The organism is Spirillospora sp. CA-128828 (assembly GCF_050945415.1).
In the GTDB taxonomy this organism is placed as follows: Bacteria; Actinomycetota; Actinomycetes; order Streptosporangiales; family Streptosporangiaceae; genus Spirillospora.
The window spans coordinates 4,068,465-4,082,464 of record NZ_CP191986.1 but is presented as its reverse complement, the minus strand read 5'-3'; the positions used below and the strand labels follow the sequence as shown (position 1 = coordinate 4,082,464).

Here is a 14,000-nt window from a genome sequence, read left to right as displayed (position 1 = left end):
GTCCACCCGTCCGGCACTGCCGCGTTCCCGCCCCGGCCGCCCGCAGCGCCGTGATCTGCAAGAGGTTCGCGGGTCGGCGTGACCGGGATTCCCCTCGGAGACCGGCGGTCGGTGCGGTATTGCCGAACGACCTGACTCCAGTCGGAACGGGCCCGGACCGAGCGGCGTACCTGCTGTTCGCCTGCCGGTTCGTCCGCGAAAGGCGGCGCAGCCGGACGGTCACCGCATCATTCCGGCACCGTCATCGGCACATGGGGCCGGTCTCTCGTCGAGGCCGCCGACCGGGGATTTGCGGCTTGGGCCGTTCACTTTGCGACCGGGCCGCCTCCGGCCATCCGCGATTTCCGGCATTGACGGCGCACCGGTCCGGACGGACTCTGAACTCATGTTCAGAACAGATGTTCAGGAAAGGCGCCCGCGGCGGGCGGCGGCACGGCTTCCGGCGTCGTGCGAGGTCGCCGTGCTGGGCGGAGGGCTCGCCGGGATGGCGACGGCGGCCCGGTTGCAGGCGGCGGGCGTGTCCACGGTCGTCGTCGAGGCGCACGGGCATGTCGGCGGCTGCGCCGGCTACTACCGGCGGCGCGGGTTCTCGTTCGACGTGGGAGCGACGACGATGGTCGACTTCGAGCCCGGCGGGGTCGGGGCCGAACTGCTCGCCGGCATCGGCATGGACCCGGTTCCGGGCGAGGCCCTCCCCGGCTACGTCGGCTGGCTGCCGGACCGCAAGGTGACCCTCTACCGCGACACCCTCGCCTGGCACCGCGAACGGCTGCGCGTCCTCGGCGACAGCGCCGCGCACCGCGCCTTCTGGACGCGGCTCGACCGGCTTGCGCAGGTGTTCTGGGACGCGAGCCGCGCCGGGGTCCGCCTCCCGATGCGGCGTCCCGCGGACATGCTCCACAACCTGCGCGCTCTCGGCCCGCGCGGGATCCCCCTCGCCCGCCACCTGAACACCACCCTCGGGGACGCCCTCGTCCGGCACGGCCTTCGCGACGACAAGCCGCTGACCGGGCTGCTGTCGATGCTGGTGGAGGACACCGTGCACAGCACCGTCGACCGGGCCCCGCTCATCAACGCGGCGCTCGGCGTCACCATCCGCGGCGCCGGGCTCACCCGCGCGGACGGCGGAATGCGCGGCTTCTGGCGCCGCTTCCTCGCGCACTACCGCGGGATGGGCGGCCGGCTCCTCGTCGGCTGCCGTGCCGACCGGGTCACCGGACGGGCCGGGGCGTTCGACGTCCACACGAGGCTCGGCGTCCTCCATGCGCGGCAGGTGGTGAGCGCACTGCCCGCCGCGACCACCGCCCGCGTCGTCCCCGACCTCGCGCGGCCGCTCCGCCCCTACCTGGAGCGGGACGCCGGGGACATGGGCGGTGCGATCGTCGTCTTCCTCGGCGTCCCGGAGGACGAGGTCGCCGGCCAGGAGTTCACCCACCACCAACTGCTCCAGGACTACGACCGGCCGCTCGGCGACGGCAACAACATGTTCGTGTCGGTGTCGGCGCCCGGTGACACCGACAGCGCACCGGCCGGCGAACGCGCCGTGATGATCTCCACGCACACCGGGCTGGCGGAATGGGAGGGGCTGCCGGACGCCGACTACGAGGTCCGCAAGCGGGCGATCGGGGAACGCCTCGTCAGCCTGGCGCGTCGCGTCCATCCGAACCTCGGTGAGCGGGCCCGGGTGTGGGAGGTCGGCACGCCCCGCTCGTACGAGCGTTTCGCGTTCCGGCCGGGCGGCGCGGTCGGCGGCCCTCACCAGTCACCACGGAACGCCAACCAGAACGCGGTCCCGCATTCGCTCGGTGTGCCGGGGCTGTGGCTCGTCGGTGACTCGACCTGGCCCGGGCTCGGCACCGTCGCGTGCGCGCTCGGCAGCAGGATCGTCGCGGACGAGGTTCTCAGGGCTGGTTACAGGACGGAGTCGTACCGATGATCCCCAAGCTCTCCGAACTGGGCTCCGACCTGCTCGTCACCACGCCGCGTCGGCGCATCCTCACCTTGTCGCTGCCATATGTCGGCATCGCGCTCTTCGTGGCCGCCTGGGGCGCCGGATGGTGGTGGCTGACTCCCCCGATCGCCTTCGGGATCTTCGTGGCGGTTGTCACGGCGACGCATGACGTCGTCCATCGTTCCGTCGGCCTCGGCCGGCGTGCGACGGAGTGGGCGCTGTTCCTCCTGGGCGCGGTCCTGCTGGAGAGCGGCCACGCGTACCGCGCCACGCACCTGCAGCACCACCGCACCTTCCCCAGCGATGAGGATCCGGAAGGGTACCCGGCCAACCTGTCCGCGGTGGGCGCGGTGCTCTACGGACCGGTCTTCCTCGCCCGCCTGTGGCTCTGGGCCTTCCGCCGCGCCGCCCCGGGGCAGCGCCTGTGGCTCCTGGCCGAGGCGGCCCTCCCCTTCGCGGCGGTCGGCGCTGGAATGCTCCTGTGGCGAGGGCTGCTCGTGTACGCCGCGCTCGTGATCGTGGGAAGCTGGGTCTATCCGCTGCTGACCGTCCATCTGCCGCACCGGCATTACGGGGACACGCCGTTCACGCAGACGCACACTCTGCGCGGACGAGTCGTCCCCGCGCTCTTCCTGGAGTTGACGTACCACTTGGAGCACCATCTCTACCCGCAGGTGCCGAGCCACCATCTGGCACGTCTCGCGCGACGCCTCGACCCGGTCCTCGCCGAGGCGGGCGTACGGCCGTGGAAGGTGATCTGACAGGCATGGCGCCACGTGCGGAAGCGAGGAAACGTCTCCTCGAAGCGGCCGTTCGGACGCTCGCCGCGGAGGGCTACGGCGGAACGACCGCCCGCTCGATCGCCAAGACGGGCGGCTTCGCACCGGGCGTCATCTACTACCACTTCGAAGATCTTGAGGACCTTCTCGTCGCCGCGTTGCGCCACACGAGCCAGGCCCGCAGGGAGCGCTACGAAGAGGTGCTGGGTTCCTGCGCGGACGCCACGGAACTGCTGGCCGATCTCCGCGAGTTGTACGCCGACGACATGCGGGATCAGGGGCACATCGATGCCGTCCAGGAGCTCTTCAGAGCCTCGTCGGCATCTCCTCGTCTCCGCAACGAGCTCCTCGCCCATGTCGAATCCTGGTCCGAGTTCGCCGCCACCACTATTCGCCGGCTCGTCGCGGGAACGACATTGGAAAGCCTGGTCCCGTCCCGCGACCTCGGGATGATCGCGGTCGCCATGTTCCTCGGTATCCAGACTCTCAGCCACCTGGACGGCGACCGATCCCGTATCGAGTCGCTCTTCAATACCGCGGAGCCTGCCGCGATCCTTTGGGATGCCTTCGCCGGACGCGGCGATTCCCTCGCCGAGAAATGAGAAAGGCCCCGCCGGTATCGGCGGGGCCTTTCTGCAATATGAGTCCGGCGGTGTCCTACTCTCCCACACAGTCTCCCATGCAGTACCATCGGCGCTGAAGGGCTTAACTTCCGGGTTCGGGATGGGACCGGGTGTTTCCCCCTCGCCAAAACCACCGAACGACCAACCCCCAACACCCCAGCGGGTGCGGGAAGAACTCGTCCGAGCAACCAAGGCTCGATATTATGTTGTGCGGGTTCCCGGTTGTTTCCTGGGAACCACACAGGGACGCGAACATCGTCTCGCAGCGAGATGCTTTGAACGTTCAGTGTGTTCAAGCCACTCGGCCTATTAGTACCGGTCGACTCCACACGTCACCGTGCTTCCATCTCCAGCCTATCAACCCGGTCGTCTACCGGGGGCCTTACACCCCACAAAGGGGGTGGGAGAACTCATCTCGAGGAAGGCTTCCCGCTTAGATGCTTTCAGCGGTTATCCCGACCGAACGTAGCCAACCAGCCGTGCCCCTGGCGGGACAACTGGCACACCAGAGGTTCGTCCGTCCCGGTCCTCTCGTACTAGGGACAGACCCTCTCAATTCTCCTACGCGCACAGCGGATAGGGACCGAACTGTCTCGCGACGTTCTAAACCCAGCTCGCGTGCCGCTTTAATGGGCGAACAGCCCAACCCTTGGGACCTACTCCAGCCCCAGGATGCGACGAGCCGACATCGAGGTGCCAAACCATCCCGTCGATATGGACTCTTGGGGAAGATCAGCCTGTTATCCCCGGGGTACCTTTTAGCCGTTGAGCGACACCACTTCCACACGTAGGTGCCGGATCACTAGGCCCTGCTTTCGCACCTGCTCGACACGTCCGTCTCACAGTCAAGCTCCCTTGTGCCCTTGCACTCGCCACCTGATTGCCAACCAGGCTGAGGGAACCTTTGGGCGCCTCCGTTACTCTTTGGGAGGCAACCGCCCCAGTTAAACTACCCACCAGGCACTGTCCCCCACCCGGATACACGGGTGCGGGTTAGACGCTCAAAACGACCAGAGTGGTATTTCACCAATGACTCCACCCAAACTGGCGTCTGGGCTTCACAGTCTCCCACCTATCCTACACAAGACGCTTCAGGCGCCAATGCCAAGCTGTAGTGAAGGTCCCGGGGTCTTTCCGTCCTGCTGCGCGAAACGAGCATCTTTACTCGTACTGCAATTTCGCCGGGCCTGTGGTTGAGACAGCGGGGAAGTCGTTACGCCATTCGTGCAGGTCGGAACTTACCCGACAAGGAATTTCGCTACCTTAGGATGGTTATAGTTACCACCGCCGTTTACCGGCGCTTAGATTCTCAGCTTCGACACCCGAAAGCGTCTAACCGGTCCTCTTAACGTTCCGGCACCGGGCAGGCGTCAGTCCGTATACAGCGTCTTACGACTTCGCACGGACCTGTGTTTTTAGTAAACAGTCGCTTCCCCCTGGCCTCTGCGACCCCACCCAGCTCCCCGTGCAAGACGGTTCACCAAGCGTGGTCCCCCTTCTCCCAAAGTTACGGGGGCAATTTGCCGAGTTCCTTAACCACAGTTCACCCGATCGCCTTGGTATTCTCTACCTGACCACCTGAGTCGGTTTAGGGTACGGGCCGCCGATACACTCGCTAGAGGCTTTTCTCGACAGCATGGGATCACTCACTTCACCTAAAACGGCTCGGCATCACATCTCACCCTTAAACGGTGCACGGATTTACCTGCACACCGGGCTACATGCTTACCCCAGGACAACCATCGCCTGGGCTGAGCTACCCTCCTGCGTCACCCCATCACTCACCTACTACCCCCTCGGGCCGACCGCTAGGCCCAGGACAAGCCCGAAGGCTCAACCCGGGATTCGGGGTCTTAGCATCAGAGGGTTCAGCGTTGGCGCATACCAGCGGGTACGGGAATATCAACCCGTTGTCCATCGACTACGCCTGTCGGCCTCGCCTTAGGTCCCGACTTACCCTGGGCGGATTAGCCTGCCCCAGGAACCCTTGGTCATCCGGCGCACACGTTTCTCACGTGTGATTCGCTACTCATGCCTGCATTCTCACTCCCACACCCTCCACCCCTGGGTCACCCCGAGGCTTCACCGGACGCAGGACGCTCCCCTACCCATCACACCCAAAAGGATGCAATGCCACGGCTTCGGCGGTGTGCTTGAGCCCCGCTACATTGTCGGCGCGGAATCACTTGACCAGTGAGCTATTACGCACTCTTTCAAGGATGGCTGCTTCTAAGCCAACCTCCTGGTTGTCACAGCAACTCCACATCCTTTCCCACTTAGCACACGCTTAGGGGCCTTAACCGATGATCTGGGCTGTTTCCCTCTCGACTACGAAGCTTATCCCCCGCAGTCTCACTGCCACGCTCTCACTTACCGGCATTCGGAGTTTGGCTGACGTCAGTAACCTTGTAGGGCCCATCAGCCATCCAGTAGCTCTACCTCCGGCAAGAAACACGCAACGCTGCACCTAAATGCATTTCGGGGAGAACCAGCTATCACGGAGTTTGATTGGCCTTTCACCCCTAACCACAGGTCATCCCCCAGGTTTTCAACCCTGGTGGGTTCGGGCCTCCACACCGTCTTACCGGCGCTTCACCCTGCCCATGGCTAGATCACCCCGCTTCGGGTCTACAGCATGCGACTAAAACGCCCTATTCAGACTCGCTTTCGCTACGGCTACCCGCCACCGGTTAACCTCGCCACACACCATAACTCGCAGGCTCATTCTTCAAAAGGCACGCCATCACGAACAAGAGAAACAAGTTCCCCTCGAGGACGCTCTGACGGCTTGTAGGCACACGGTTTCAGGTACTATTTCACGACCCCTCACCGGGGCACTTTTCACCTTTCCCTCACGGTACTAGTCCGCTATCGGTCACCAGGAAGTATTCAGCCTTACCACGTGGTCGTGGCAGATTCACACGGGATTTCACGGGCCCCGTGCTACTCGGGAACACACCCAGAAGCCACTCGAATTTCGTCTACCGGACTCTCACCGTCTACGGTCGGCCATCCCAAGCCGTTCAACTATCCGAGCAGTTTATAACTCCTCGATCCAGCGGCAGCTGGACCCGGATGGTCCCACAACCCCGCACACGCAACGCCTGCCGGCTATCACACGCGCACGGTTTAGGCTCCTCCGCTTTCGCTCACCACTACTCACGGAATCACAATTGTTTTCTCTTCCTGCGGGTACTGAGATGTTTCACTTCCCCGCGTTCCCACCAACCTGCCTATACATTCAGCAGGCGGCGACACCCCATGACGAGTGCCAGGTTTCCCCATTCGGAAATCCCCGGATCAAAGTCTGGTTGCCGACTCCCCGAGGCATATCGCAGGCTCCCACGTCCTTCATCGGCTCCTGATGCCAAGGCATCCACCGTATGCCCTAAAAAACTTGAACACACAAAACGATCAAAACAAATCGCAGACAAACAACAAAACCCCACAAAACCAACCCCCAAAGGGATCAGCCTGCAAGATCTCATCATTCGCCAGAGATGCTCGCGTCCACTGTGCAGTTCTCAAAAAACAACCGGGCCCACCAAAACCACACCCCGATGAAGGAATGTGGTCCTGGTCCCGCGATCCAGAGGCACCCGGGCGAAGCCCGTTCCCTCAGGACCCAACAGCGTGTCCAACCCTCTACCCGCCCGAGGCCGCCGTTCCCACTCCCCACAGACCCGAGGGTCCTTGAGGCGGTACTTGCCGGCTCACACAGGCAGTGAGCTGAGTAGCCAGTGCTCCACATCTATGAGCAGCCACCTGACGAACATGCGCCGTCACTGGCGGCCACCGACCTGAGCCTTCCCGGAAGGGAAGCAGCTCGGGCCAGTTGGTGCTCCTTAGAAAGGAGGTGATCCAGCCGCACCTTCCGGTACGGCTACCTTGTTACGACTTCGTCCCAATCGCCGGCCCCACCTTCGACCGCTCCCCCCACACAAGGTGGTTGGGCCACGGGCTTCGGGTGTTGCCGACTTTCGTGACGTGACGGGCGGTGTGTACAAGGCCCGGGAACGTATTCACCGCAGCGTTGCTGATCTGCGATTACTAGCGACTCCGACTTCACGAAGTCGAGTTGCAGACTTCGATCCGAACTGAGACCGGCTTTAAGGGATTCGCTCCACCTCACGGTATCGCAGCCCTCTGTACCGGCCATTGTAGCATGTTTGCAGCCCAAGACATAAGGGGCATGATGACTTGACGTCATCCCCACCTTCCTCCGAGTTGACCCCGGCGGTCTCCCATGAGTCCCCACCATAACGTGCTGGCAACATGGAACGAGGGTTGCGCTCGTTGCGGGACTTAACCCAACATCTCACGACACGAGCTGACGACAGCCATGCACCACCTGTCACCGGCCCAAAAGGACCCACCATCTCTGATGGTTTTCCGGCAATGTCAAGCCTTGGTAAGGTTCTTCGCGTTGCGTCGAATTAAGCAACATGCTCCGCCGCTTGTGCGGGCCCCCGTCAATTCCTTTGAGTTTTAGCCTTGCGGCCGTACTCCCCAGGCGGGGCGCTTAATGCGTTAGCTACGGCGCGGAATCCGTGGAAGAACCCCACACCTAGCGCCCAACGTTTACGGCGTGGACTACCAGGGTATCTAATCCTGTTCGCTCCCCACGCTTTCGCTCCTCAGCGTCAGTACAGGCCCAGAGAACCGCCTTCGCCACCGGTGTTCCTCCCGATATCTGCGCATTTCACCGCTACACCGGGAATTCCATTCTCCCCTACCTGCCTCTAGTCTGCCCGTATCCACCGCAGACCCACGGTTAAGCCGTGGGCTTTCACGACAGACGCGACAAACCGCCTACGAGCTCTTTACGCCCAATAATTCCGGACAACGCTTGCGCCCTACGTATTACCGCGGCTGCTGGCACGTAGTTAGCCGGCGCTTCTTCTGCAGGTACCGTCACGTTAGCTTCGTCCCTGCTGAAAGAGGTTTACAACCCGAAGGCCGTCATCCCTCACGCGGCGTCGCTGCGTCAGGCTTCCGCCCATTGCGCAATATTCCCCACTGCTGCCTCCCGTAGGAGTCTGGGCCGTGTCTCAGTCCCAGTGTGACCGGTCGCCCTCTCAGGCCGGTTACCCGTCGTCGCCTTGGTAGGCCATCACCCCACCAACAAGCTGATAGGCCGCGAGCCCAACCCTGACCGAAAAACTTTCCACCACCCACCATGCGGAGAATGGTCATATCCGGTATTAGACCCGGTTTCCCAGGCTTATCCCAAAGTCAGGGGCAGGTTGCTCACGTGTTACTCACCCGTTCGCCGCTCGAGTACCCCCGAAGGGGCCTTTCCGCTCGACTTGCATGTGTTAAGCACGCCGCCAGCGTTCGTCCTGAGCCAGGATCAAACTCTCCATCAAGGTCCAACGACCAACCAGGGGGCGAACCCCAGCCGACCAAACCTCAGGAAACAATCCCAGCACCACGATCCCCCTCACACGAGAAGGACCGCATTGCCTCAAAGAAATCCCCGACCATCCAAAGACGGCCACGGGGCGACCCGGCCAACAAACAGACCGGGCCGATAAAGGCACTGGCTTTTAACACGCTGTTGAGTTCTCAAGAAACGGACACCCACCGCGCCGAACCCCGCTCCCGCAGGCCCCGGCTCCGGGGCAACCCTTTAACCCTACCCGATCCGTCCCGTTCGTCCAACTTTGGGCGGTTCGGCCCCTACATCCCTTTAGGGCGCGACAAGTCTCGCCCAGCTCGGTGTGTAGAGGGTTCCCCTCGGGGCCGGCCGCCTGTCGGCGTCCCGCTCCCCCATGGGGCGTGTAGAACACTAGATCTCGCCGACAGGACCGTCAAATCGACCCCGCCGGGCGCGAATCCGCAGGTCACATGCTGTTTTCCGGCTTCAAAGTATGCCCTCGCACGGCCCCCGTAACCGCACTGTGACGTGTATCTACCGAACTTTGCCCCTGATATTGCGACCGCCCGCCCGGAACGGCTCCGGACGGGCGGCCACGGGGCACGTCAGGACGCGGTCACCTCGACGCCGCCCACGTTCCGCTTTCCGCGACGCAGGACGAGGAAGCGGCCGTGGAGCAGGTCGCCGGTACCCGGCGCGGCTTCCTCCGACTCGACCTTGGCGTTGTTGAGGTAGGCACCGCCCTGGGCGATGGCGCGGCGTGCCTCGGACTTGCTCTTGCACAGGCCGGACGCCGCCAGCAGATCCACGACGGTCGGCAGCTCCCCGGCAGGGACCTCCGTGCGGGGCACTTCGGCGAGGGCGGCCTTGAGCGTCCTCTCGTCCAACTCCTCCAGGGCGCCCTGCCCGAACAGGGCGCGGGAGGCGGCGATGACCCGTGCCGTCTCGTCCGCGCCGTGCACGAGCGTGGTCATCTCCTCGGCGAGCGCGCGCTGCGGGGCCCGCGCCGCCGGACGGTCGGCGCCCTGCTTGACCAGGTCCTCGATCTCCTCGCGGGGACGGAAGCTGAAGAACCTGAGGAACTGCTCCACATCCCGGTCATCGGCGTTGATCCAGAACTGGTAGAACGCGTACGGCGAGGTCAGCTCCGGGTCGAGCCAGTAGGTCTCGCCGCCCGCCGTCTTGCCGAACTTGGAGCCGTCCGCCTTGGTGAGAAGCGGCGTCGTCAACGCGTGTGCGCTACCGCCCGCGACCCGCCGGATGAGGTCCACGCCCGCGGTCAGGTTGCCCCACTGGTCGCTGCCGCCCGTCTGCAGCAGGCACCCGTGCCGCCGGTACAGCTCCAGGAAGTCCATCGACTGGAGCAGGACGTAGCTGAACTCGGTGTAGCTCATCCCCGTCGTGTCGAGCCGCGCTTTGACCGTCTCCCGGGCGAGCATCCGGTTGACCGGGAAGTGCTTGCCGATGTCGCGCAGGAACTCGATGGCCGACATCGGGCCCGTCCAGTCGAGGTTGCTGACCATCGTCGCGCCGGTCGGGCCGTCATGGAAGTCGAGGAACTTCGACACCTGCCCGCGGACCCGCTCGACCCAGCCCGCGACGGTCTCCTCCGAGTTCAGGACGCGTTCGGCGCTCTTCCCGCTCGGGTCGCCGATCAGGCCGGTCGCGCCGCCGACGAGGCCGATGGGCCGGTGTCCGGCCTTCTGGAAGCGCCGCAGCGTGAGGATCTGGATCAGGTTGCCCAGGTGCAGCGAGGGCGCCGTCGGGTCGAACCCGCAATACAGCGTGACCGGTCCCGCGGCGAGCAGCGCCCGCAGATCGTCCAGGTCGGTGGACTGCGCGATCAGGCCGCGCCACGCGAGATCGTCCAGGATGTCGGTCACGGTCTCCCTCGTCTCCGGCTTGCTTTCCGTTCGCCCACCAGGCTGCACCGGCGGGCGCGTGTCACGCCAACGATATTCAACGGCCGCCGACGAAGTGGCGGGCGGGAACGAACACCTCGTGCCCGGATGTGAACGTCACCCGGACGCCCTTCTCGTCCCATGTCGCCGTGTCGATGACGGGCCGCTGATCGTCCAGCCCGAAACCCAGCCGGACGAAGTGCCCGTAGCCGAGGTCAGGGTAACGGCCCGTGTACAGCTCATAGCTCTGATGCCTGCCGAAGACCCAGCTGCGCGTGTGGACGAGGCCGGCGTAGTGCGTGCTGCCGTCCTCGTACTTCACGGACGCCGGCTGCCGCTCGACGTCGCCGAGGCCGGACGTCCGGTGAAGCGAGCCGTCGAGGACCACGACGACCAGGAGCGCAACGAACGCGACATAGCCCATGGCGCCCGCCAGCGCCTGTGCCGCCCTCCGTCCCGGCGACGTCGCCGACGGTATGCCGACGCGAGGGACGGGTGGGGCGGGGTCAGTCATCGGCGGGGATCTTCCTCCGCTGCCGCGGAACGTGCGCGCGGTACTGGGAGACGGTCGGGTCTCCGTCGATCCAGAACCGCCACGGAACGTCCTTGGCGCCGTTGACGCCGGTGCGCGGGCCGTTGCGGATCGACGCGGGATCGGCGGCCTCGCCTTGGCGGACGGTCATCGCACCGCCGGGCGTGCACACGTCCAGTCCGTTCTGCTCGCGAGCGACACCGAGTGCCTGGCAGAGCCGGGCCGGGCCGCGGGCCAGGTCACGGACGGTCGAGCGGGGCCGGCGTTCCCGGGCGATCTCCTCCCCCGCGATGATCTCGCCGGCGCGCAGGAGCACGGCCATGGACGTCCCGTCCGGTCCGCAGACCAGGTTCATGCAGAAGTGCATGCCGTAGGTGAAGTACACGTAGACGTACCCGGGAGGCCCGAACATCACCGCGTTGCGCTGCGTCCGCCCCCGATAGGCGTGGGAGGCGGGGTCCAGAGGACCCGCGTACGCCTCCACCTCGGTGAGCCGTGCGGCGACCTCGCCTTCGGGGGTCCGGTGCGTGATCACATGCCCCAGCAGTGCGGGAGCGACCTCGTCCACCGGGCGGTCGAAGAACTTCCGTGGTAGCAACGCTCCGTCCATCGCCTCACCGTCGTCTAGGGGACAGTCCGCCGATCCGACAGCCTAGGGGCCTCCGGCATCGCGGCGGCCGTCCGGCTCCACCGGGGGGCGCGGGACGGCGGACGCCCGTCTCAGGAGTCGGAGCCCGCGGCCCAGGCGGCGTGCTCGTTGACCAGCGTGCGCAGCACCCCGATCTGCTCGCGGACGCGGTCGGGCGCCGTCCCCCCGTAGGCTTTGCGCGACGCCAGGGCGCCCTGGACGTTCAGCACCTCGCGGACGTCCGGCGTCAGATGCGGCGACACCTTGCCGAGTTCCTCGTCGGTGAGGTCGTCGAAGTCCTTGTCGTTGACCTGGCACCAGACGACCAGGTGCCCGACGACCTCGTGGGCGTCGCGGAACGCCACGCCGCGCCGGACGAGCAGCTCGGCGAGGTCGGTGGCGAGGGCGAAGCCGTCCGGGGCGAGCGCCTCCAGCCGCTCGGTGTTGACCCGCATTGTCGCGATAAGTCCGGACATGGCGGGGAGGACGAGCAGCAGCGTCTCGACGGCGTCGAACGCGCCCTCCTTGTCCTCCTGAAGGTCGCGGTTGTAGGTGAGCGGCAGGCCCTTGAGCGTGGTGAGCAGGCCGACGAGATGGCCGATGAGGCGGCCGGCCTTGCCGCGCGCCAGCTCCGCGACGTCGGGGTTCTTCTTCTGCGGCATGATCGACGACCCGGTGGCGTAGGTGTCGTCCATCTCGATCCAGCGGAACTCCTGCGACGCCCAGAGGCAGATCTCCTCGCCGAGGCGCGACAGGTGCACGCCGACCAGCGCGGCGGCGAAGAGGAACTCGGCGACGAAGTCGCGGTCGGCGACGGCGTCCATGGAGTTCGGGGCGGCGGCGTCGAAGCCCAGCTCGGCGGCCGTGGCCTGCGGGTCCAGCGGCAGGGAGGAGCCGGCGAGGGCGCCGGAGCCGAGCGGGGACACCGCGGCGCGCCGGTCCCAGTCGCGGAGCCGGTCGATGTCGCGGGTGAGCGGCTGGACGTGCGCGAGAAGCTGGTGGGAGAACAGCACGGGCTGGGCGTGCTGCAGGTGGGTCATGCCCGGTGCGGCGACGCCGAGGTTGTGCTCGGCCTGCGCGATGAGCGCGGTCTCCAGCTCGACCAGCCGGGAGACGATCTGGCGGGCGTGGTCGCGCAGGTAGAGGCGCAGGTCGGTGGCGACCTGGTCATTGCGGCTGCGGCCGGCGCGCAGCTTGCCGCCGAGGGCGCCGAGCCGCTCCAGCAGGCCGCGTTCGAGCGCGGTGTGCACGTCCTCGTCGGCGACGGCCGGCCGGAACTCCCCGGACCTCGCCGCCTCCTCCAGATCGTTCAGGGCACCGATCATGCGCTCCAGCTCGTCGTCGGTGAGCAGCCCCGCCCGGTTGAGGACGCGGGCGTGCGCGCGCGAGCCCATCAGGTCGTACGGGGCGAGCCGCCAGTCGAACTGGACGCTCACCGAGAGCCGGGCGAGCGCGTCCGACGGGCCGCCTTCGAACCGGCCGCCCCACAGCCGCGTCGGTGCCTTGGTCACGGAAATCCTCTTCTTTCCCACCGCTGAACGTTCGGTCAACTGCCATCTCACCACGCCGTCCCGGCGCGCGGCGCGCGGACGCTCCGCGTGCGGGAACGCCGCCGTCACGGCGCCCGCCACAGGGTACGGCGGATCGCCCCGCCGCGGGTCAGGACGGGCCGGGCTCGGGACCGCCGGGCGGCCCCTGGCCTCGTCGTTCGCGCCCGCTGATCAGCCTGAGGAGCGCCTGCGCGACGTCCTCCCCGCCGTTCGGGTCGCGCGCGATGACGAGGATCGAGTCGTCGCCGGCGACGGTGCCGAGGATGGACGGCCATTCCGCGTGGTCGATCGCCGAGGCCAGGTACTGGGCGGCGCCCGGCGGAGTGCGCACCATGACCAGGTTCGCGGACGCCTCGGCCGAGACGAGCAGTTCCGCGGCGAGCCGGGAGAGCCGTCCGGTGAAGGTCTCGGCGGCCCCGGTGCGGGCCCGCCGGATCCGCTCGCCGCCCTCTCCGGGCACGGCGTAGATCAGGCTGCCGTCGTCGGCGCGGAGCTTGACCGCGCCGATCTCCACCAGATCGCGCGAGAGCGTGGCCTGGGTGACCTCGACCCCCTCGTCGCCGAGCAGCTTGGCGAGCTCGCCCTGCGAGTGGACGGGATGCCGGGTCAGCAGCTCGATCACGCGGGCGTGCCGGGCGGCCTTGGTCATGGGGGTC

8 protein-coding genes and 3 rRNA genes are annotated in these 14,000 nt (G+C 66.1%); 3 read left to right on the top strand and 8 right to left on the bottom strand.

Annotation, left to right across the window (positions count from 1 at the left end; all coding sequences use genetic code 11):
- Positions 1–385 precede the first annotated feature (385 nt).
- From ACQPXG_RS20110 to ACQPXG_RS20100, 3 genes are read left to right on the top strand one after another with little or no spacing between them, the layout of a single operon-like run.
- Entirely contained in the window at positions 386–1,936 is a 1,551-nt protein-coding gene (locus ACQPXG_RS20110) for a phytoene desaturase family protein (RefSeq protein ID WP_433469224.1), read from the top strand.
- Positions 1,933–2,712, top strand: a complete 780-nt coding sequence (locus ACQPXG_RS20105) for a fatty acid desaturase family protein (RefSeq protein WP_433469223.1) — start codon at positions 1,933–1,935, stop codon at positions 2,710–2,712. Before ACQPXG_RS20110 ends, ACQPXG_RS20105 begins: the two co-directional genes overlap by 4 nt.
- A 5-nt stretch (positions 2,713–2,717) precedes the next feature.
- Entirely contained in the window at positions 2,718–3,332 is a 615-nt protein-coding gene (locus ACQPXG_RS20100; protein ID WP_433469222.1) for a TetR/AcrR family transcriptional regulator, read from the top strand.
- A gap of 42 nt (positions 3,333–3,374) precedes the next feature.
- On the opposite strand, the gene rrf is transcribed toward ACQPXG_RS20100, so the two are convergent.
- The 8 genes from rrf to ACQPXG_RS20060 all read right to left on the bottom strand — a co-directional run bounded on the left by rrf (position 3,375) and on the right by ACQPXG_RS20060 (position 13,993).
- Positions 3,375–3,491, bottom strand: a 5S ribosomal RNA gene (gene rrf / locus ACQPXG_RS20095).
- A 150-nt stretch (positions 3,492–3,641) separates the two neighbouring features.
- Positions 3,642–6,756: ribosomal RNA gene (locus ACQPXG_RS20090) — 23S ribosomal RNA — on the bottom strand.
- Between the two features lie 446 nt (positions 6,757–7,202).
- Positions 7,203–8,722 (bottom strand): 16S ribosomal RNA (locus ACQPXG_RS20085).
- The 16S, 23S and 5S rRNA genes sit together here, the layout of an rRNA operon.
- 616 nt (positions 8,723–9,338) lie before the next feature.
- Positions 9,339–10,616, bottom strand: coding sequence for a tyrosine--tRNA ligase (tyrS, locus tag ACQPXG_RS20080; RefSeq protein ID WP_433469221.1), 1,278 nt, complete (start codon positions 10,614–10,616; stop codon positions 9,339–9,341).
- A gap of 76 nt (positions 10,617–10,692) precedes the next feature.
- Positions 10,693–11,148 (bottom strand): hypothetical protein, encoded by a 456-nt coding sequence (locus ACQPXG_RS20075; protein WP_433469220.1) that lies wholly within the window; start codon positions 11,146–11,148, stop codon positions 10,693–10,695.
- Positions 11,141–11,776, bottom strand: coding sequence for a DNA-3-methyladenine glycosylase (locus ACQPXG_RS20070; protein WP_433469219.1), 636 nt, complete (start codon positions 11,774–11,776; stop codon positions 11,141–11,143). The genes ACQPXG_RS20075 and ACQPXG_RS20070 overlap by 8 nt, the downstream gene beginning before the upstream one ends.
- Before the next feature lie 110 nt (positions 11,777–11,886).
- Entirely contained in the window at positions 11,887–13,305 is a 1,419-nt protein-coding gene (argH, locus tag ACQPXG_RS20065; RefSeq protein WP_433469218.1) for an argininosuccinate lyase, read from the bottom strand.
- 148 nt (positions 13,306–13,453) lie between these two features.
- Positions 13,454–13,993 (bottom strand): arginine repressor, encoded by a 540-nt coding sequence (locus tag ACQPXG_RS20060; protein WP_433470011.1) that lies wholly within the window; start codon positions 13,991–13,993, stop codon positions 13,454–13,456.
- Positions 13,994–14,000 lie beyond the last annotated feature (7 nt).